The organism is Streptomyces sp. NPDC041970, assembly GCF_055588985.1.
In genome coordinates, this window is sequence record NZ_JBVJCD010000002.1 from 48,490 (window position 1) to 66,567 (window position 18,078).

An 18,078-nucleotide genomic window follows, 5' to 3' on the forward strand; every position below is an offset into this window, starting at 1 on the left:
GCACACGGGTCTACGCGCGGAGATAGCGATCTTCGCTTGATGTATTCATACTGAATCTGCTTTGGGCTGGCTCGTTTTGTTCGTCTGAACGTCCAAATTCGATCGCCTTTGGCCTGATCGCCCACCCCGTGTCTCACCCCCCTACGTACGACTGAGGTCACCCATGCCCCCCTCGGCCACCGCTCCGGCCGGCGCGCCCCAGCCCTCGGCTCCCCAGCCCCACGGCCGCCTGGACCGGTTCTTCAAGATCTCCCCGCGGGGGTCGACCGTCGCGCGCGAGGTGCGCGGCGGGTTCGCCACGTTCTTCGCGATGGCGTACATCATCGTGCTCAACCCGATCATCCTGGGCAGCGCGAAGGACATGTACGGCCACCAGCTCGACAACGGGCAACTGGTCACCGCCACCGTGCTCTCCGCCGCGTTCTCCACGCTGCTGATGGGCGTCATCGGCAACGTGCCGATCGCGCTCGCCGCCGGCCTCGGCGTCAACACCGTCGTCGCGCTCCAGCTCGCCCCCCGGATGAGCTGGCCGGACGCGATGGGCATGGTCGTCCTCGCGGGCGTCGTGGTGATGCTGCTGGTCGCCACGGGGCTGCGGGAGCGCGTGATGAACGCCGTGCCGCGGTCGCTCCGCAAGGGCATCGCGATCGGCATCGGCCTGTTCATCCTGCTGATCGGCCTCGTCGACTCCGGCTTCGTCTCGCGCATCCCGGACGCCGCCCTCACCACCGTCCCGCTCCAGCTCGGCGGCGACGGGCACCTCAACGGGTGGCCGGTGCTCGTCTTCGTCCTCGGCGCGCTGCTCACGCTGGCGCTGATCGTGCGCAAGGTCCCCGGCGCGATCCTCATCTCGATCATCGCCATGACGGTCGTCGCCGTGGTCATCGAGGCGGTGGCCGGGCTGCCCGAGGGCGCGTGGGGGCTGACCACGCCCTCGTGGCCGGGCAACCCCGTCTCCGCGCCGGACTTCGGCCTGCTCGGCGAGGTGAGCCTCTTCGGCGGCTTCGAGAAGGTCGGCGTGCTCACCGGCGTCCTCTTCGTCTTCACCGTGCTGCTGTCCTGCTTCTTCGACGCGATGGGCACCATCCTCGGCGTCGGCGACGAGGCGAAGCTGATGGACCAGGACGGCAACTTCCCCGGCATCAACAAGGTGCTGCTGGTGGACGGCCTCGCGGTCGCCGCGGGCGGCGGCAGCTCCTCCTCCGCCACCACCTGCTTCGTGGAGTCCACGGCGGGCGTCGGCGAGGGGGCCCGTACCGGGCTGGCGAGCGTGGTGACCGGCCTGCTCTTCTCGGTGGCGCTGTTCCTGACGCCCCTGGCGACCATGGTCCCGTCCCAGGCGGCCACCCCCGCCCTGCTGGCGGTCGGCTTCCTGATCATCGCGGGGTCGGTGCGGGACATCGACTGGAGCGACTTCACGCTCGCGATCCCGGCGTTCCTCGCGATGGTGATGATGCCGTTCACGTACTCGATCACCAACGGCATCGGCATCGGCTTCGTCGCCTTCTCCGTGCTGCGCCTGGCCGCCGGCCGGGGACGCGAGGTCCCCGTGGCTATGTACGCGGTCTCGGCGGTGTTCGTCTTCTACTACGCGATGCCGGCGCTCGGCCTCACGTGACGGGCGGCGCCAGCGCCGCGCCGCCCGGTTCCCCCGCCCGGCCCGGAGGACCGCTCCCGGCCGGGCGGGGGCCCCGCCCCTCGCCCGGCTCCCCGGCCCCGGCCCCGTCCCCGTAGAACCTCTCCGTCTCGTCGACGGCCGCCTTGAAGCGTTCGTCGAAGTCATCGCGCATGAGCGTCCGGACCACGTAGTCCTGGACGCTCATTCCGCGTTTCGCGGCGTGCTGCCGGAGCCGGTCGAGCAGCTCACCGTCCATCCGCAGGCTGAGCACTGTCGATCCCATGCCAGCAGGGTCGCCGCCGCGGAGCGCTCCGGACGTCATTTTCCGCTGCCGACTCACTCGTTCGGGTGATCGCGGTCTCATGTGCGGATGTCAGGTGGTATTTAGAATGGGTAATGAGTTATGCTAACGACCATGCCTGACCTGATCCACGACGGCGACAGTGCGGCCGCCGTGAGTTCCCTTCGCTCCGCCGTGATGCTGCTGGGCCGACGACTGAAGCACCAGCGCGTCGACGAGTCGCTGAGCCCGACCGAGATGTCGGTGCTCGGCACCCTCGCCCGCTGCGGTTCGGCCACCCCCGGTGAGCTGGCCCGCAAGGAGCACGTACAGCCCCCGTCGATGACCCGCATCGTCGCGCTGCTGGAAGCGAAGGGACTGGTCAGGCTGGAACCGCACCCCGATGACCGTCGGCAGAAGAGGGTCAGCCAGACCGAGCAGGCGGAAGCCATGCTCGCGGAGAGCCGCACCAAGCGGAACGCCTGGCTGGCGCACCTCGCCGAGGGCCTGGACGAGGACGAGTGGGCGACGCTGCGGGCCGCGGCGCCCGTGTTGGAGAAGCTCGCCCACCTGTGACCCCACGGGCGCGCCGGCAGGGTGCCGGACCGGTTGAGAACAGCCGGTCCGGAGACGATCACCCCCGGAGCGCCCGTCGTCACGTCCTCGTCGGACCGTACGACCCCTGCGCCACGAGGAGGCGAACCCTTTTGAGTACGGGACCCGGAGCACACTCCGCCCCCGCACCGACTTCCACCCACGAGAGCACGACCGGCGGGACCTTCTCGTCGCTGAAGATCCGCAACTACCGCCTGTTCGCCACGGGCGCCGTGATCTCCAACACCGGTACCTGGATGTCCCGCATCACGCAGGACTGGCTGGTGCTGAGCCTCACCGGTTCCGCCACCGCCGTCGGCATCACGACGGCGCTGCAGTTCCTCCCCATGCTCCTCTTCGGCCTCTACGGCGGCGTCATCGCCGACCGGCTGCCGAAGCGGCGGATCCTGCTCGTCAGCCAGGCCATGCTCGGCCTGTGCGGCATCGCGCTGGCCGCCCTGACCCTGTCCGGGGTCGTGGAGGTCTGGCACGTCTACCTGATCGCCTTCCTGCTCGGCATGGTGACCGTCGTCGACAACCCGGCCCGCCAGTCGTTCGTCTCCGAGATGGTCGGCCCGGCGCACCTGCGCAACGCGGTCAGCCTGAACTCGGCGAACTTCCAGTCCGCCCGCCTCATCGGCCCCGCCGTCGCGGGCGTCCTGATCACCACGGTCGGCAGCGGCTGGGCGTTCCTGCTCAACGGCCTGTCGTTCCTGGCCCCGCTCGCCTGCCTGCTGCTGATGCGGACGAGCGAACTGCACGCCTCGGTGACCGTGCCCCGCGCCAAGGGGCAGCTCCGCGAGGGGCTGCGGTACGTCCGCGGCCGCCCCGAGCTGGTCTGGCCGATCGTGCTGGTCGGCTTCGTCGGCACGTTCGGCTTCAACTTCCCGATCTGGCTGACCGCCTTCGCCGACGAGGTCTTCCACGGCGGCGCCGGGATGTACTCGTTCTTCAACATCCTGATGGCGGCCGGTTCGCTGGCCGGGGCGCTGCTGTCGGCCCGGCGGCGCTCCTCGCGGCTGCGGACGCTGGTGATCGCGGGCACGGCCTTCGGCCTGCTGGAGATCACCGCCTCGCTGTCCCCGGCGGTCTGGCTGTTCGCGATCCTGCTGGTCCCGATCGGGATGCTCGGCCTGACGACGAACATCACCGCGAACACGAGCGTCCAGATGGCCGCCGACCCGGAGATGCGGGGCCGGGTGATGAGCCTGTACATGATGGTCTTCGCCGGCGGCACGCCGGTGGGCGCCCCGATCGTCGGCTGGATCAGCGACGTGTACGGCGCCCGCGTCGGCTTCGCGGCCGGCGGTGCGATATCGGTGGTCGCCGCGCTCGCCGTGGGCTTCGCCCTCGCCCGCGTCGGCGGCCTCCGCCTGAAGGTCGACCTCCGTCCGGGCCGCCCGCACGTCCGCTTCGTCCCGCGTGAGGAGCTGGCGACGGCGGCGTAGGACGCCCGGCACGCGACACCGCCCTTCCCCGGTCCGGGGGAGGGCGGTTTCTCTTCGCGGTCGCGGGGCACGAGGCTGGGCGCGGGCACGGAGAGCGGTGCCGTTACGCTCGAAGGGTGGACCCGAAGACCAGAAACCGCCTCATGGCGGCCGTGCTCGTGTTGATGTTCGTCGTCGTCGCCGTGGGAGCCGCCTTCGGCGCATGACGCCTTGCGGAGAGCACTTGCCCGGAGCGGTGCCGAAGGAGTTGGCTGGAGATCATGGAGTACACACAGCTCGGACGCACGGGACTCAAGGTCAGCAGGCTCGTCCTCGGGACGATGAACTTCGGCCCGCAGACCAACGAGTCGGACAGTCACGCGATCATGGACGCCGCGCTCGACGCGGGTCTCAACTTCTTCGACACGGCCAACGTCTACGGCTGGGGCGAGAACAAGGGGCGCACCGAGGAGATCCTCGGCACCTGGTTCGCCCAGGGCGGCGGCCGCCGCGACAAGGTGGTCCTGGCCACCAAGGCGTACGGGAACATGGCCGCCGACGGCCCGGCCTGGCCGAACCACGACAAGCTCTCCGCCGTGAACATCCGCCGGTCGGTCGACGCCTCGCTCAAGCGCCTCCAGACCGACCGCATCGACCTGTACCAGTTCCACCACGTCGACCGTGACACGCCCGTCGAGGAGATCTGGCAGGCGATCGACGTCCTGGTCCAGCAGGGCAAGATCCTGTACGCCGGTTCCTCGAACTTCCCCGGTTACAAGATCGCCCAGGCCAACGAGACCGCCGCCCGCCGCGGATCGCTCGGCCTCGTCAGCGAGCAGTGCCTCTACAACCTCGCCGAACGCCGCGCCGAGATGGAGGTCATCCCGGCCGCGCAGGAGTACGGCCTGGGCGTCATCCCCTGGTCGCCGCTCCACGGCGGCCTGCTCGGCGGCGTCATCCGCAAGACGACCGAGGGCGGCCGCCGCGCCTCGGGCCGCGCGGCCGACGCCCTGGCCGACGAGACGGTCCGCTCGCGGATCCAGGCGTACGAGGACCTGCTCGACAAGCACGGCCTGGAGCCCGGCGAAGCGGCGCTGGCGTGGCTCCTGACCCGCCCCGGCGTCACGGGCCCGATCGTCGGACCGCGCACCGCCGACCAACTGGACAGCGCCCTGCGCGCGCTGGACCTGGACCTCCCCGAGGACGTCCTGACCGGCCTGGACGAGATCTTCCCCGGTCCGGGCCCGTCCCCGGAGGCGTTCGCCTGGTAGGACGCGGGAGCGCCGTGGCCCGGCCCGGCCGGGGGCCGCACCGCCTGCGGGGCCGCCCCCGCCGGTGCGGGGCCCGGCCGGGTCCGCCCGGCGGAGGCGTCGTCTGCCGCGCGCTCACCCCGTCCCGCGGAGCGTGTCGCGGTACGCGCGCGGGGACACGCCCAGCGCCTCCCGGACGTGCCGGCGCGGCGCGGTCCCCGTGCCGAAGCCGGCCCGGACGGCGACCCGGTCCACGGGCTCGCCGGTCTGCTCCGACAGCCGCCGCGCGAGCCGCGGCCTCCGGGCCGCCGGCCGGCGCATCGGCGTCGTCCCGGTCTCGTGGAGGGAGCGCCGGCTGAGCGTCCGCACACTCATCGACGCTTCAGCGGCCGGCTCTCCGCGCGTACGCGTCCAGCGCCGCCAGCACCGCTCGGCGGGTGGCCGCGCCGCCCAGGTGGCCGGCGTCGTCGATGATCGTCAACCGGGCGTCCGGCCAGGCGCGGGCGAGTTCCCAGGCGGTCGTCAGGGGGCTGGCGAGGTCGAGGCGGCCGTGGACCAGGGTGGCGGGGATGCCGGCCAGGCGGTGGGCGTCGCGCAGGAGCCGGCCTTCCTCCAGCCAGGCGCCGTGCGCGAAGTAGTGGGCGCAGATCCGGACGAACGCCTGCTGGGCGCGTTCGGGGCGGGTGCTGTACGGGGGCGGGCTGGCGCGCGGTTCCGTGGAGACGACCGCGTCCTCCCAGGCGCACCAGTCCACCGTGGCCCGTGCCCGCACCTCCGGGTCCGGGCTCTCCATGCGGCGGGCGTACGCGGCGACCAGCTCCGCGGGGTCCGTCGCCTCGGGGACGCCCGCGCGGAAGGCGGCCCAGGCTTCGGGGAAGAGGGCGCCGACGCCCCGGTAGAGCCACTCGGTCTCGGAGCGGCGGGTCGTGGTGACCGAGGCGATGACGGCCTCCGTGACCCGCTCAGGGTGCGTTTCGGCGTACGCCAGGATCAGGGTCGAGCCCCAGGAACCGCCGTACAGCAGCCAGTCGTCGATGCCCAGGTGCTCCCGCAGGCGCTCCATGTCGGCGATCAGGTGGGCGGTGGTGTTGTGCCGCATGTCCGTCGCCGGGTCGCTCGCGTGCGGCGTCGAACGGCCGCAGCCCCGCTGGTCGAAGAGGACCACCCGGTAGCGGTCCGGATCGAAGTACTGCCGGGAGCGCGGGGAACAGCCCGAGCCGGGCCCGCCGTGCACCACGAGCGCCGGTTTCCCCGCCGGATTGCCGCACGCCTCCCAGTACACGTGGTTGCCGTCGCCGACGTCCAACATGCCGCTCTCGTACGGTTCGATCGGCGGATACACCGCGTCGTCCGATTCCCTGTCCACCCCGGCCCTCCCGTCGTGAGGCGTCAGCCTACGGCAGCGGCGTAGCCTGGACGCCGTGAACGCGACCCCCTCGATCCTCGCCGCCCTGGACGGGCTCCTCGCCTCCGCCGCTCCCGACCGGCGCGGCGCGCTGTGGCATCTGGCCGAGCCGGGGCGGGAGTTGGACGCGAACGTGGTGCGCCTGCCCTCCGGCGCGGAGGTCGGCGAGCACCAGGAGGACGTGCTGGACGTGCTCCTCGTCGTGCTGGCGGGCGCGGGCAGCGTCCGTACGGGCGGCCGGGTCCTCAACCTGGCGGCGGGGGCCGTCGTCTGGCTGCCCCGCACCTCCCGGCGCGCGCTCGCGGCGGGCCCGGACGGGCTGGCGTACCTCACCGTCCACCGCCGCCGCCCCGGCCTCTCCGTCAAGCCGCCGGGCGGGGCGCCCGAGGGGGGCGAGGGGCCGTGCATGGCGGACCGGGTCTGCCCGGAGTGCGGGCGGCTGTCGCCGGACCCCGCGCCGGTCTTCTGCAGCCGGTGCGGGGAGCGCTTCCCGGAGCGGTGAGCCGGGCGGGCGCGTGCGCCGGGGCGGCGGGCGGCGCGTGCGCCGGAGGGTTCCCGTACGCCGGTGGCGCGCGCCGCCGGTGTCAGGGGGCCTTGCACTCCGTGGGGTTCGGGCGGACGGGCGGGCTCGGGGCGCCCAACAGGGCGGCCAGGTGCTCGGTGTACATGTCCGTCCACGCCTCCCCCTGCAAGATGTCCTTCAGCGCCGAGCACACCTCGTGCTTCAGTCCCCGGTCTTCCGGGCGCATCCCCACGCCGTACCCTTCCACGCCCCCGAGGGACTCCAGCCGCCGCACCTTGCCCGGATTGGCCTTCTCGTATCCGGCGAGGATGATGTCGTCCGAGGCCACGGCGTAGACGCGCGACCTCTTGTCCAGCAGCCGGATCAGGCACTCCTGGTAAGTGTTGGGCTGCGTCTTCGCCATGACGAAGCCTTTTTTGGGCAGGTCCGTCTCGTAGATCGAGTCCCGCGCGGTGCACACCTCGACCTTTTGCTCCTCGAGGTCGCTGGCATCGTTGAGCGTGTACTTGGCCGACTTCTGGCGGACCAGGAAGCCTCGGCCCGGCCTGTAGTACGGTCCGGCGAATGCGACGCTGTACTCGCCGGGCCCCGCCGTCTTGCGGTCGGTCGTGATGCTGTAGGACGCGATGACCAGGTCCACTTCCCCGCTTTCGAGCTTGCTGCTCCGGTTGTCGGTCTCCACCTTCACGAACAGCACCTCGTCCCGCGTGTAGCCCATCTTCGCGGCGATGGCATAGGCCATGTCGACGTCGTACCCCCGGTACGTTTTCGTCTTCTCGTCGACCAGCACGCTCAGGCCGGGCTGGTCGGCCTTGACGCCGACCTTGAGTACGGCGTGGTTGTCGTCGTCCTTCCACCGCTTCTGCGGCGTCGCGCCGCCCTTGCCCTGGCCCTGCGCACCGGCGGGGCCGCCCGAACCGCCCTCGGCCTCGTCGCCCTGCGCGACGATCCAGCCCGTGCCGGCCAGCAGCGCGACGCACACCGCCGCCGCCACCAGCTTCCACCGTCCGAACCGGCCGCCCTCCGCGCCCGAGGCCGCCCGTACCCGTGCGGGCGGCGGGGGAGGCGGCGCGGGGCGGGGCGCGGTCGGGTCGGGCGTCGGCGGGTGCAGGGGCGTCGCCGGGGCGGCGGCGTGGACCGGGGCGGCGTGCGGGGCGCTCGGGTCGCCGAGGACCTCGCGGAGCATCACCTCCGCCGTGGCCGCGTCCAGCCGTTGGCGCGGGTCGGTGGCCAACAGCCCCTGGACGACCGGGGCGAGGGGACCGGCGTAGCGCAGGGCGGGTTCGGGGTACTGCCTGATGTTCTCCTGGACCTCCCACACCTCGCCGCCGCCGAACGGCACCCGCCCCTCGACCATCTCGAACAGCGTGATCCCCAGCGCCCACAGGTCCGAGGCGGGCGTGGGCCCCGGCGACGCGGGGGCGAACAGCTCGGGGGCCAGGTAGGGGGGCGTGCCGATGACGGTGCCGGTGCGGGTGACCCGGTCGGCGCCCTCGAACGTGGCGATGCCGAAGTCCACCAGGATGGCGAGCCCGTCGTCCCGTACGAGCACGTTGCCCGGCTTCACGTCGCGGTGGACGACCGACGCGCCGTGCACCGCCCGCAGCCCCCGAAGGATCTGGAGGGCGATGTCCGCGGCCCTGGGCACGGAGAGGATGCGCTCGCGCCGCAGCAGGTCGCCCAGGGAGCGGGCGTCGAGCAGCTTCATCACGATCCAGACCTGGTCGTCGGACTCGACCTGGTCGTGGACCGTCACCACGTTCTGGTGCTCGATCTTGGCGATGGCCTCCGCCTCGCGGCGCGCCCGCTGGAGGGCCGCCTTCTTGGTGCCCGCCGTCATGGCGCTCCGGTCGAGCAGGCCCTTCACGGCGACGTGGCGGCGCAGTCGGCGGTCGTACGCCTTCCAGACCTCGCCCATGCCGCCGCTGCCGATCGTCTCCAGCAGCTCGTAGCGGCCGTCGATCACCAGGGCGGGGGCGGTGGGAGCGTCGCGCGGCGGTCCGGGAGTGCGTCCGTCCGTGCTGCTGAGGTCGTCGCCCTCCCAGCGGTCGGGCTCTCCGGTGGTCCCGTGGCCCGCTCTGCCAGCCTCGTCTTCGTTGTGCATACGACCCCCTGTGCACTCCATGGACCACGTCAGAGTAGACGCTTCCCCCACCTCTTGACGCCTCGAAGGACCTGCCGGTTCGCACCCCGCCCGCGGGCGTCGGCCGCGCCCGCGGCGCGGGGTCGGCCGGGGTGCTACCCGGCCAGGCCGCCGTTGCTCTTCAGCAACTGCCCGTTGATCCACTGCCCTTCGGGCGAACACAGGAAGGAGACCAGGTCGGCGGTGTCCCGAGGGGTGCCGAGCCGGCCGAGCGGGGTCTGGGCCGCGAGGGTCTCGCGCAGCTCCGCGTTCATCCACCCGGTGTCCACCGGGCCGGGGTTGACGACGTTGGCGGTCACCCCGAGGCGGGCCAGCTCGTGCGCGGCGGCCAGCGTGATCCGGTCCAGCGCGCCCTTGCTCGCGCCGTACGGGAGGTTGCCCACCGTGTGGTCGCTGGTGAGCGCGACGATCCGGCCCGCCACGGCGTCGCGGGCGCCCCGGTAGCGCAGCCCGTACTCGCGGATCAGCAGCCAACTGGCGCGGGCGTTCACCGCGAAGTGGCGGTCGAACGTTTCCACGGTGGTGTCCAGCAGCCCCGAGTCCACCGACTCCGCGTGCGAGAGGACGAGCGCGGTCACCGGCCCGAGGCGCTGTTCGGCCTCGTCGAAGATCCGGGCCGGGGCGTCGGGGTCGGTGAGGTCCGCCTCGACCGCCGCCCACCGGGCCCCGGCCTCCGCCAACTCCCGCCCGACGGCCGCGGCGGCCCCGTCCTCGACCCCCCACGCCATGCGCCGGTCGTACGGCGTCCAGTAACTGAAGGCGACGTCCCAGCCGGAGGCCGCCAACCGCCGGGCGATGCCCGCGCCGATGCCGACGCTCCGCCCGACGCCGGTGACCAGGGCCAGGGGGCGGGACGGCGCGGGGGAGGGGTGCTCGTCGGTCGTCACGCGGCGATCCTTCGTGACGGACCGGCGTACGTCAACGGCTTTCCGGGCCGCCCGGATCGGGCCGTACGGGGCGCGTCCTCAGGAGGGCGGGGGTGCGTCCGTCCGGCGTGCCACGAGCCCGAAGTACACCCCCGTGAGCACCGCCGGCAGCAGCAGGCCCACCGGCGCCAGGCTCCACCAGCCGGCCCCCATGACCAGCAGGGCGAGGGCGGACGCCCCGAACACCGCCGTCGCCACCGAGGCGACGGTGAGGTGGGACAGCGCCTGCTCGCGCGGGCGCGCCAGCTCGGCCCGCACCCGGACGCGCGCCGCCTCGCGGGCGCGGTGGCGGGCGTACTCCCGCCGCCGCAGGACGTTCCACGCGTCCTGCGGCACGCCCTCCATGGCCTCGGGCATCGGCGGCCCGTCCGGAGACGCCCGGAGGGGTTCGCGCCGCCTGTTCCACCGCGCCACGAGGCGCCTCCTTAACCGGGGTCACTTGAGCGCGTAGGCCGAGGCGAGCACGTTGGCCAGGGACTGCATGAGGGGCACGTGCGCGTCGATGAAGTCGGAGAAGGCGGGGGCGTCCACCGCCAGGACGCCGATCTTCCGCGTGCCGTGGATGACCGGCACGGCGATGACCGCCTCGTACCCCGTCCCCGGTGGGATCAGGTAGGACCGCGTCGCCTGCCTGCCGTCGATCCGGAACGGCTTCCCGCCGCCCCCGAGGATCTCGTTCTTCATGTGGGCCGCGCCCACGGGGTCGATGACCGTGCGGGGCGGCCGGTTGCCGGGGTGGTCGCGCACCTTGGTGAAGGTGTCAGCGACCGGGTCGAAGAGGTAGAAGGTGCACCGGGCGCGCGGGGTGAACGCCGGGCCGACCGGGGGCGCGGTGAGGTCGACCGCGCACTCCAGGACGCGCTGGAGCACGTCCTGCCGGCGCTGGTCGAGGTCGGCGACCGTCTGGACGGACGGGGCGGGCAGCGGCGCGGCGGTGGTGTAGCGGGCGGTCAGCTCCCGGACCGCCTCGCTCAGCGGGAACAGGTTCATCGAGTACAACTGGGCCATGTCCGCCTCCGCGCGGATGGCCCGCTCCTCGGCCCGCTCCCTGTCCTTCTCGACGAGCCGCTTCTCCAGGTGGGTGATCACGACGACCCCGAAGGCAGAGGCCCCGGCGATGAAGGCCAGCCCGAGCTTCCGGTCCCCCTGGGAGCCGTCCGCCCACACCGAGACGACCGCCACGGACACGCCGAGCACCGCGGAGAACAGCAGGAACAGGTAGTGCACACCGCGCGCGGCCAACCACTGACTCATCCGACCCGTACCACCCCGTGCCGCACCGCCCCCGCGCCCGACGCCCGTACGCGTGACGCCCATCCTCCCCGAAGGGCGACCCGGAGCGCCATGTGGAACTCCCCGCTCCGGCGGGCGGGTTCACGGTGTCACGGGCAGACGGCCGCACGGCTTCACGGTCCCTTGGCGCCCGCCCCCGCGCGGTTCACGGGGCGACCGCCCGGACGATGAGGGTGCCGATGTGTCCGGGGTGCGGGGCGTCCAGGACCCGCGCGTCGGCCTCGGCGCATCCGGCGCGGGTCAGCAGCCGCTCCCACACGGCCGGGCGGTGGCTGTAGCGGTAGGTGGACACGGCCCGGCCCGCGAACCCGCCCCTGTACATGCCCTGCGGCCCGTACGCGCCGGGGGCGGCCGGCGGCTGGGAGAAGACGAGGACGCCGCCGGGACCGAGGCGCCGGCGGACGAGCGGGAAGAGGCGGCCGGGGGCGGTGAACCAGGCCGCCCCGAAGGACGAGGAGACCGCGTCGTACGTCTCCTCGTCGGCGCCCGGGTGGCCGAGCACCTCCGCGCACACGGACTCCGCGCCCGTACCGCCCCACTGCGCCGCCGCCTTCGCCACCATGACCGGCGACAGGTCGACACCGCGCGCGGCCACGCCCCGGAGGGCCGGGTGGGCGAGGGCGCGACCGGTGCCGCAGCCGATCTCCGGCACGGAGCGCGCCGCCGAGCGGATCCGCTCCGGGGCCGTGACCGGCGTACTGCGTCCAGGAGAATCCGGGCTCCGCGTCGTCCTTGAAGGCGGAGGCGGCGCAGGCGTCCCCCACCTCCCTCTCGGCGTCGACGTCGTGGTGGGCGGGCACGGTGGTTCCTTCGCCGGTCCTCACGCGGGGGCGGTACCCGCGCGCTCGCAGAACGCCATGGGCGCTGAACGGGTTTCCCGCGTTCGCCCCTCGACGAGCCCCCGCCCCGGCCCGTACGCGTTGACCCCGCACACGCGCGGCACGGAAGATCATCGCTGTGAACCCTGACGTGTCCCCGCCCTGGGGCGAGCCGCCCCGTCCCGCCGAGCCGTCCCCGCCGGGGTGGCCCGCGCCGCCTCAGCAGGGGTGGCCCACGCCGCCGGGCGGGGCGTGGCCGCCGGGCGGGGCGGTGGCGACCGGGCCCGTGCGGGCGCCGGGCGGGTCGCGGTACGACGAGCAGGGCCGCAACGGGTACGGCGGCAGGTTCGGGTGGCTGGGCGAGCTGGTGGTCGTCCTGGTGCTGCTCGTGGTGGGCCTGGTGGTCGTCTCCGTGGCCGGGTTCGTCGTCGCGGAGCTGCTGGACGCCGGGCCCGTGTCGCCGGACAGCGACCTGTTCTTCGAGGACCCGCTCGCGGACACGGCCGTCCAGCTCCTCGGCCTGGCGGTCGGCATACCCGTCGTGCTGTGGGGCGTGCGCTACCTGGGGCGGCGGCCGGCCGGGACCGTGTCCTCCGTCCTCGGGCGGCTGCGGTGGGGGTGGCTCGGGCGGTGCGCCGCCGTGGGGTTCCCGCTGATGCTCCTCCAGACGGGGCTGCTGGTCGCGTGGACCTGGAGCGACGAGCCGGTGGGGGAGTCCGGGGGAGGCTTTCCGGGGTGGCCGGCCTTCCTCGTCAGCCTGGCCGTGCTGGTGGCGCTGGTGCCGTTCCAGGCGGCGGCCGAGGAGTACGTCTTCCGGGGGTGGCTGGTCCAGGTGATCGGCCGGACCGTGCGCTCCCCGTGGCCCGCGGTGGTCCTGGCGTCGCTGCTGTTCGCCCTGGCCCACGGGTTCGGCCAGCTCTCCGGGTTCGTCCTGCTGCTCTACTCGGCGCTGTGGTGGGGCTGGCTGGTGATCCGCACCGGTGGGCTGGAGGCGGTCGTCGTCATGCACGTCGCCAACAACCTGCTGGCCTTCGGCCTCGCCGCGGGCTTCGGCGAGCTGTCGAGCACCGAGACCGCCGCCGACGCCCCCTGGCAGGCCATGGTGCTCGAACTCGTCTTCGCCCCGCTGTACTGCCTGATCATGGCCCGTACGGCCGACCGGCGCGGGATCGCGCGGGTCTCGCCCTGACCCGCGCGGCGGGGGAGGGCCGCCCCCCGCCGCGTACGCCTCACGTCGCGTTCAGCGCCACCGTCGGGTGCAGCCGCGAGGCGCGGATCGCCGGGTAGAGCCCCGCGGCCACCCCGATCAGCAGGGTCGCGGCCAGCCCGCCCGCGAGCGACCAGGGCGGGACCACCGCCGTCCACCCCTGCGCGTGCGCGAAGCCGTACGTCGCCGCCGCGCCGAGCAGCGCCCCCGTCGCCCCGCCCAGCGCCGACAGCAGCAGCGACTCGGTGAGGAACTGGAGCCGGATCGCGTTGCGGGTCGCGCCCAGCGAGCGGCGCAGCCCGATCTCCTGGCGGCGCTCCAGGACGGAGATGACCATGGTGTTGGCGACGCCCACCCCGCCGACCAGCAGCGCCACCGCGCCCAGGCCCAGCATCAGGGTCGTCATCCCCTTGTCGGCGGCCGCCTTGGCCGCCAGCGCGTCGGAGGGGCGGGAGACCCGGACGGTCGCCTCCTGGCCGGGGTTGACCGTGCGCGCCAGGATGGCCCGTACGTCCTCGACGGAGGCGTCCGTGGAGCGTTCGAAGACGGTGGTGGGGTGGCCGTCGAAGCCGAAGTGGCGTTCGGCGGCCGGGAATCCGACCAGGGCCACCCGGTCCAGGGTGGGGAACAGCTCGATCGGCCGCAGGATGCCGACGACGACCACGCGGATGTCGTTCATCATGATCGTCTCGCCGGGGCGGGTGATGCCGAGCCGGTCGGCCGCCACCGCGCCGAGGACCGTCGTGGGGAGGCGTTCGCCGGCCGGGGTGAGCCAGCTCCCCCGGTCGACCTCGCCGCCGAGCGTGGTCAGCAGGTCCAGGCGGGCCGCCTGGGTGGTGACCCCGGCGGTGCGCTCCGGGGGGACGACGTCGCTGCGGCGGATACGGGCGTCGACGTCGGCGGTGGCCGTGGCGTGTCGCACCGGGCCGATGCGCTCGACCATCGCCTCGGCGTGCTCGGGCAGCTTGACCGTCCGCCCGAGGGCGTCGTCGCCCGCCTCGGCGGTGAGCAGGTTGGTGCCGAGGCGGTCCAGCCGGGCCATCAGGTCCGCGCGGCTCGACTCGGACAGCCCGACGACCGCGACCATGGTCGCGATCCCGATGGCGATGCCCAGCGCCGAGAGGACCACGCGGGCGCGGCGGGCGCGCAGGCCGACCGCGCCGACGCCGAGGACGTCCCGGAGCGCGAGGCGGGCCGGTCTGAGGTCGCGGGTCACGGGGCGGCCTCCGTACGGGGGGTGGAGCGGATGTCCGCGACGACGGCGCCGTCCTGGAAGCGGACCCGGCGCGGCAGCGCCTCCGCGATCCCGTGGTCGTGGGTGATCACGCAGATCGTGGTGCCGGACGCGTGCAGCTCGTGCAGCAGGTCCATGATGATCCCGCCGGACGCGGTGTCCAGCGCCCCGGTCGGCTCGTCCGCGAGGAGCAGGCGCGGCTCGCCCACCACGGCGCGGGCGATGGCCACGCGCTGCTTCTCGCCGCCGGACAGCTCGTTGGGCGTGTGGGAGGCGCGGTGGTCCAGCCGTACGCGGGCGAGCGCGTCCCGCGCCCGTGCGCGCCGCTCCTTGCGGGGGACGCCCGCGTACAGCAGTCCGTCGGCGACGTTGTCCACCGCGTCGCGGCCGGCCGCCAGGTGGAAGTGCTGGAACACGAAGCCGATGTGGCGGGCGCGCAGTGCGGAGAGCCGGGCGTCGGAGAGGGCGGACACGTCGTGTCCGGCCACCCGGACCGTGCCCGAGGTGGGCTTGTCGAGGGTGCCCATGAGGTTGAGCATCGTGGACTTGCCGGAGCCGGAGGGCCCGACGACCGCGAGGAGTTCGCCCTGCCGGACGGTGAGGTCCACCCCGCGCAGGGCGTGGACGCCGCCGGGGTAGGACTTGGCGGCGTCCCGCAGTTCGACGACCGGGGCGCCGGGCGGGAGGCGGTCCGTCGTGGGGCCGTCGGCTCTCATGACGCCGCCACTCCGACCTTCAGCCCCTCGCGCACGTCCGGGCCGCTGACCTCGATCCGCCCGTCGGCGGTCATGCCCGTCTCGACCCGGATCATCGTCGCCTCGCCGTCCCGGACGACCTGGAGGCCGTAGCCGCCCTTCTCGCCGCGCAGGGCGAGGACCGCCTCGACGGGGACCGCGAGGACGTCCTCGCGGGCCTCGCTGACGAACGTGACGCTCGCCGGGGCCTTGGGGTCCTCGCCGGACGCGGCGCTCGCCCCGCCGTCGAGGACGACCTCGACGGTGATGCCCTCCTGGGAGACCTCCGCGCCGTCCCCGGCGCCGGACTCCTCGGGGCGGACCGTCCCGGCGACCTTCCCGGCCGCGGTCCTCCCGCTGGGCAGGGCCACCTCGACCTTGGTGCCGGGCGCGGTGAGCGCCCCGTCGCCCTGCTCCAGCCGGGCCCGGACGACAGGCTTGGTGGAGGCGACGGTGAGGACCGGGCCGTCGGGGGCGACCTGGTCGGCGAGGCGCGCGTCGGCGGAGACCACGGTGACGCGGCCGGGCTGGAAGACGACGTGGCCCCGGCCGACCCGGCCGGTGGTCTCGCGGTTGAGGTGCTTCTGCCACCGCTTGACGGCGGCCTCGGTGTCCGGCCCGTACTCCGTGTCGACGTACAGCCCGGCCCCGTACCCCAGGTCCCGCAGGTTCCGCTCCAGTTGGAGGATGTCGCTGCCCCGGTCGCCGCGCTTCATCTCGCGGAAGGCGGGGACCGGCCCGTACAGGAGGGAGACGGGCTTGTCGTCCAGTTCGTACAGCGCCTCGCCCCTGGTCAGCGTCTTCCCCTCGGGGGCGGCCACCGTGACGGTGCCCTGCACGGGGGACTTCACGACCCGGCGCTGGGCGAAGTCCAGCGTGCCGTCGACGGTCTTGGACTGGACGAGGTCGGTGCGCACGATCGTCGCCGTGGCGGGCGGCAGGTCCTCGCGGCGGCCGGTGGCGCTCGCGTCGCCGCCGCCGTCGCCGAGGGCGAGGAACCCCGCGGTGGCGGCGGCGGCGACGGCCGCCGCGCCGAGCGCGAGGAGAGCGGTGCCGCGCCTCACTGCATTCCGTCCAGGCCGTCGAGGAGCTTGCCCTTGCACGCCTCCCTGGCCGTCTTGTACGCGGGGGACTCGGGGTCGAAGATCGGGGAGGCGGGGTTGGGGTCGCCGCCGGGGATCACGTTGCCGCCGGACATCGTCGGGTTGGTGAACCCGTCGAGGCCGTTGTCCCTCATGCACTGGGCGTGGGCGAGCATCGACTCGTACGCCTTCTGCTGGTCGCGCTCGGGCTCGGCCGCCATCGCCGCCTGGAGCTCGTCGACGCAGGCGTTGCCCTTGCCGCCCTTGATGCCCTCGTTGCGGCCCGGCTGGGAGCCGATCTCGCTGATCTTCGTCCAGTCCAGGTAGCCGCTGAGCTTGGGGTCGGGGAAGTCCGGGTAGCCGCCCTTGGCGCGCATACATTGGACGAACGCCACCTGGGCGTCGTAGAAGGCGCTCTTGCCCGCCGGCGGGGCGCCGGTCTTCGCGGCGTCCGCGGGCTTCGCCGGGGACGCGCTCGCCGTCGCGGGCACGTCCGCGATGGCGCCGGCCCCCTTCGTCCCCTCGCCGTCGTCGCCGAGGCAGCCGACGGAGAGGGCGAGGACGGGGGCGGCCACGAGGGCGGCCAGGCGGAGCCGGGCGGTGGTCCGGGAGCGTGCGGGGCGGCGGCGTGAGGTGGTGGGGAAGTTCATGCGGAGTACGTTCGCCGCCCCGCGTGATGGCCCGTCCATGGCCGCATGATGGGAACGTAACAATGCCCCGGCCTGGGCGTTCGCCCCCCTGGGCGGGGAGCGCGCGGGGGCGCGGCGCGCACATAATCGGCCCCATGCCCCATGTGCTGCTCATCGAGGACGACGCGTCCGTACGGGACGGGATGGAGCTCGTGCTGCGCCGGCACGGGTACGGCGTGGACACCGCCGCCACCGGCGAACAGGCCCTGGCCCTGCTGGCCGGGGCGCGGGGCGCGCGGATCGAACTGGCCGTGCTGGACCTGATGCTGCCCGGCATGGACGGCTTCGAGGTGTGCCGCCGCATCCGGGCCCGTTCGGCGACCCTGCCCGTCATCATGCTCACCGCGCGGGGCGATGACGCGGACGTCGTGACCGGGTTGGAGGCGGGGGCCGACGACTACGTGGTCAAGCCGGTCACCGCGCCCGTCCTGGAGGCCCGCATCCGGGCCGCCCTGCGGCGCGCGGAGCCCTCCGTGCGGCAGGGCCCGGCCCCCGACCACGCCGGGCTGGTGATCGACCGGGCCGGGCTGACCGTCGCCAAGCACGGACGGCTCATCCCGCTGCCGCCCACCGAACTGCGCCTGCTGCTGGAGCTGTCGGCCTCCCCCGGCCGGGTCCTCAGCCGCGAACAGCTCCTCGCCTCGGTGTGGGACCACACCTTCCTCGGGGACTCGCGGCTGGTGGACGCGGCGGTCGGGCGGCTGCGGGCGAAGATCGAGGACGTGCCGGCCCGCCCCCGGTACGTCCAGACCGTGCGGGGCTTCGGCTACCGCTTCGGGCCGCTGTGAGGCGTACGGGCGGGGCCGCGCCGGGGCGTACGGAGGACGAGGCCCCGGCGGGACGTACGGGGAAGGC

The 18,078-nt window shown here is 73.8% G+C and carries 18 protein-coding genes and 1 pseudogene; 7 read left to right on the plus strand and 12 right to left on the minus strand.

The genetic code is table 11. The annotated features are described in order from the left end of the window. The first annotated feature begins 163 nt into the window (after window positions 1-163). Window positions 164-1,618, plus strand: a complete 1,455-nt coding sequence (locus ACZ6EJ_RS01485) for an NCS2 family permease (RefSeq protein WP_469263682.1) — start codon at window positions 164-166, stop codon at window positions 1,616-1,618. Here the strand turns inward: ACZ6EJ_RS01485 and ACZ6EJ_RS01490 are convergent. Then, complete coding sequence (locus ACZ6EJ_RS01490) at window positions 1,611-1,901, minus strand: hypothetical protein (RefSeq protein WP_469263683.1); 291 nt, start codon at window positions 1,899-1,901, stop codon at window positions 1,611-1,613. The genes ACZ6EJ_RS01485 and ACZ6EJ_RS01490 overlap by 8 nt on opposite strands. A gap of 132 nt (window positions 1,902-2,033) precedes the next feature. Here ACZ6EJ_RS01490 and ACZ6EJ_RS01495 point away from each other — a divergent pair, with 132 nt between their 5' ends. The 3 genes from ACZ6EJ_RS01495 (at window position 2,034) to ACZ6EJ_RS01505 (ending at window position 5,190) form a co-directional block, all read left to right on the plus strand. Beyond that, the gene (locus tag ACZ6EJ_RS01495; RefSeq protein ID WP_469263684.1) at window positions 2,034-2,474 is read left to right on the plus strand and encodes a MarR family winged helix-turn-helix transcriptional regulator; all 441 of its coding nucleotides are present in this window, start codon (window positions 2,034-2,036) and stop codon (window positions 2,472-2,474) included. A 131-nt stretch (window positions 2,475-2,605) separates the two neighbouring features. Further along, on the plus strand, window positions 2,606-3,940 hold the full coding sequence (locus tag ACZ6EJ_RS01500; protein ID WP_469263686.1) for an MFS transporter: 1,335 nt from the start codon (window positions 2,606-2,608) through the stop codon (window positions 3,938-3,940). Between the two features lie 260 nt (window positions 3,941-4,200). Then, window positions 4,201-5,190 (plus strand): aldo/keto reductase, encoded by a 990-nt coding sequence (locus ACZ6EJ_RS01505; protein ID WP_469263687.1) that lies wholly within the window; start codon window positions 4,201-4,203, stop codon window positions 5,188-5,190. Between the two features lie 114 nt (window positions 5,191-5,304). Here ACZ6EJ_RS01505 and ACZ6EJ_RS01510 read toward each other — a convergent pair whose 3' ends face one another. Together ACZ6EJ_RS01510 and pip are read right to left on the minus strand one after the other, a co-directional pair. Further along, window positions 5,305-5,544 (minus strand): helix-turn-helix domain-containing protein, encoded by a 240-nt coding sequence (locus ACZ6EJ_RS01510; protein WP_469263689.1) that lies wholly within the window; start codon window positions 5,542-5,544, stop codon window positions 5,305-5,307. A 7-nt stretch (window positions 5,545-5,551) separates the two neighbouring features. Continuing rightward, entirely contained in the window at window positions 5,552-6,535 is a 984-nt protein-coding gene (pip, locus tag ACZ6EJ_RS01515) for a prolyl aminopeptidase (protein ID WP_469263690.1), read from the minus strand. Between the two features lie 55 nt (window positions 6,536-6,590). On the opposite strand from pip, the gene ACZ6EJ_RS01520 reads away from it, so the two are divergent. Beyond that, a complete protein-coding gene (locus tag ACZ6EJ_RS01520) occupies window positions 6,591-7,076 on the plus strand; it encodes a hypothetical protein (protein ID WP_469263692.1) in 486 nt (161 codons plus the stop codon). Between the two features lie 82 nt (window positions 7,077-7,158). Here ACZ6EJ_RS01520 and ACZ6EJ_RS01525 read toward each other — a convergent pair whose 3' ends face one another. The 5 genes and pseudogenes from ACZ6EJ_RS01525 to ACZ6EJ_RS01545 form a co-directional block, all read right to left on the minus strand. Continuing rightward, window positions 7,159-9,201, minus strand: a complete 2,043-nt coding sequence (locus tag ACZ6EJ_RS01525; protein ID WP_469263694.1) for a serine/threonine-protein kinase — start codon at window positions 9,199-9,201, stop codon at window positions 7,159-7,161. Between the two features lie 134 nt (window positions 9,202-9,335). After that, window positions 9,336-10,127, minus strand: a complete 792-nt coding sequence (locus ACZ6EJ_RS01530) for an SDR family oxidoreductase (protein WP_469263695.1) — start codon at window positions 10,125-10,127, stop codon at window positions 9,336-9,338. Between the two features lie 78 nt (window positions 10,128-10,205). Beyond that, window positions 10,206-10,580 carry a hypothetical protein gene (locus ACZ6EJ_RS01535; protein ID WP_469263697.1) on the minus strand — a complete coding sequence of 125 codons (375 nt, stop codon included), beginning with the start codon at window positions 10,578-10,580 and terminating at the stop codon, window positions 10,206-10,208. 21 nt (window positions 10,581-10,601) lie between these two features. Beyond that, the gene (locus ACZ6EJ_RS01540; RefSeq protein ID WP_469263699.1) at window positions 10,602-11,420 is read right to left on the minus strand and encodes a GAF domain-containing protein; all 819 of its coding nucleotides are present in this window, start codon (window positions 11,418-11,420) and stop codon (window positions 10,602-10,604) included. Between the two features lie 184 nt (window positions 11,421-11,604). Further along, a pseudogene (locus tag ACZ6EJ_RS01545) lies at window positions 11,605-12,259 on the minus strand (class I SAM-dependent DNA methyltransferase). A 304-nt stretch (window positions 12,260-12,563) separates the two neighbouring features. Between ACZ6EJ_RS01545 and ACZ6EJ_RS01550 the strand changes: the two are divergent. Beyond that, on the plus strand, window positions 12,564-13,466 hold the full coding sequence (locus ACZ6EJ_RS01550) for a lysostaphin resistance A-like protein (protein ID WP_469263978.1): 903 nt from the start codon (window positions 12,564-12,566) through the stop codon (window positions 13,464-13,466). A gap of 40 nt (window positions 13,467-13,506) precedes the next feature. On the opposite strand, the gene ACZ6EJ_RS01555 is transcribed toward ACZ6EJ_RS01550, so the two are convergent. Genes ACZ6EJ_RS01555 through ACZ6EJ_RS01570 form a run of 4 tightly spaced genes read right to left on the minus strand, consistent with a single transcriptional unit; the run spans window position 13,507 to window position 17,184 of the window. Further along, window positions 13,507-14,700, minus strand: a complete 1,194-nt coding sequence (locus tag ACZ6EJ_RS01555) for an ABC transporter permease (RefSeq protein WP_469263701.1) — start codon at window positions 14,698-14,700, stop codon at window positions 13,507-13,509. Continuing rightward, a complete protein-coding gene (locus ACZ6EJ_RS01560) occupies window positions 14,697-15,434 on the minus strand; it encodes an ABC transporter ATP-binding protein (RefSeq protein ID WP_469263703.1) in 738 nt (245 codons plus the stop codon). The genes ACZ6EJ_RS01555 and ACZ6EJ_RS01560 overlap by 4 nt, the downstream gene beginning before the upstream one ends. After that, a complete protein-coding gene (locus ACZ6EJ_RS01565; RefSeq protein ID WP_469263705.1) occupies window positions 15,431-16,516 on the minus strand; it encodes a peptidoglycan-binding protein in 1,086 nt (361 codons plus the stop codon). The genes ACZ6EJ_RS01560 and ACZ6EJ_RS01565 overlap by 4 nt, the downstream gene beginning before the upstream one ends. Next, on the minus strand, window positions 16,513-17,184 hold the full coding sequence (locus ACZ6EJ_RS01570) for a hypothetical protein (RefSeq protein ID WP_469263707.1): 672 nt from the start codon (window positions 17,182-17,184) through the stop codon (window positions 16,513-16,515). Before ACZ6EJ_RS01570 ends, ACZ6EJ_RS01565 begins: the two co-directional genes overlap by 4 nt. A 134-nt stretch (window positions 17,185-17,318) precedes the next feature. Between ACZ6EJ_RS01570 and ACZ6EJ_RS01575 the strand changes: the two genes are divergently transcribed. Then, entirely contained in the window at window positions 17,319-18,011 is a 693-nt protein-coding gene (locus ACZ6EJ_RS01575) for a response regulator transcription factor (protein WP_469263709.1), read from the plus strand. Window positions 18,012-18,078 lie beyond the last annotated feature (67 nt).

Bases quoted from the DNA above. Each gene is read 5' to 3' on its own strand.
- ACZ6EJ_RS01485 (WP_469263682.1), top strand. From the start codon at position 164: ATGCCCCCCTCGGCCACCGCTCCGGCCGGCGCGCCCCAGCCCTCGGCT.
- ACZ6EJ_RS01490 (WP_469263683.1), bottom strand. From the start codon at position 1,901: ATGGGATCGACAGTGCTCAGCCTGCGGATGGACGGTGAGCTGCTCGAC.
- ACZ6EJ_RS01495 (WP_469263684.1), top strand. From the start codon at position 2,034: ATGCCTGACCTGATCCACGACGGCGACAGTGCGGCCGCCGTGAGTTCC.
- ACZ6EJ_RS01505 (WP_469263687.1), top strand. From the start codon at position 4,201: ATGGAGTACACACAGCTCGGACGCACGGGACTCAAGGTCAGCAGGCTC.
- ACZ6EJ_RS01510 (WP_469263689.1), bottom strand. From the start codon at position 5,544: ATGAGTGTGCGGACGCTCAGCCGGCGCTCCCTCCACGAGACCGGGACG.
- ACZ6EJ_RS01525 (WP_469263694.1), bottom strand. From the start codon at position 9,201: ATGCACAACGAAGACGAGGCTGGCAGAGCGGGCCACGGGACCACCGGA.
- ACZ6EJ_RS01540 (WP_469263699.1), bottom strand. From the start codon at position 11,420: ATGAGTCAGTGGTTGGCCGCGCGCGGTGTGCACTACCTGTTCCTGCTG.
- ACZ6EJ_RS01560 (WP_469263703.1), bottom strand. From the start codon at position 15,434: ATGAGAGCCGACGGCCCCACGACGGACCGCCTCCCGCCCGGCGCCCCG.
- ACZ6EJ_RS01570 (WP_469263707.1), bottom strand. From the start codon at position 17,184: ATGAACTTCCCCACCACCTCACGCCGCCGCCCCGCACGCTCCCGGACC.
- ACZ6EJ_RS01575 (WP_469263709.1), top strand. From the start codon at position 17,319: ATGCCCCATGTGCTGCTCATCGAGGACGACGCGTCCGTACGGGACGGG.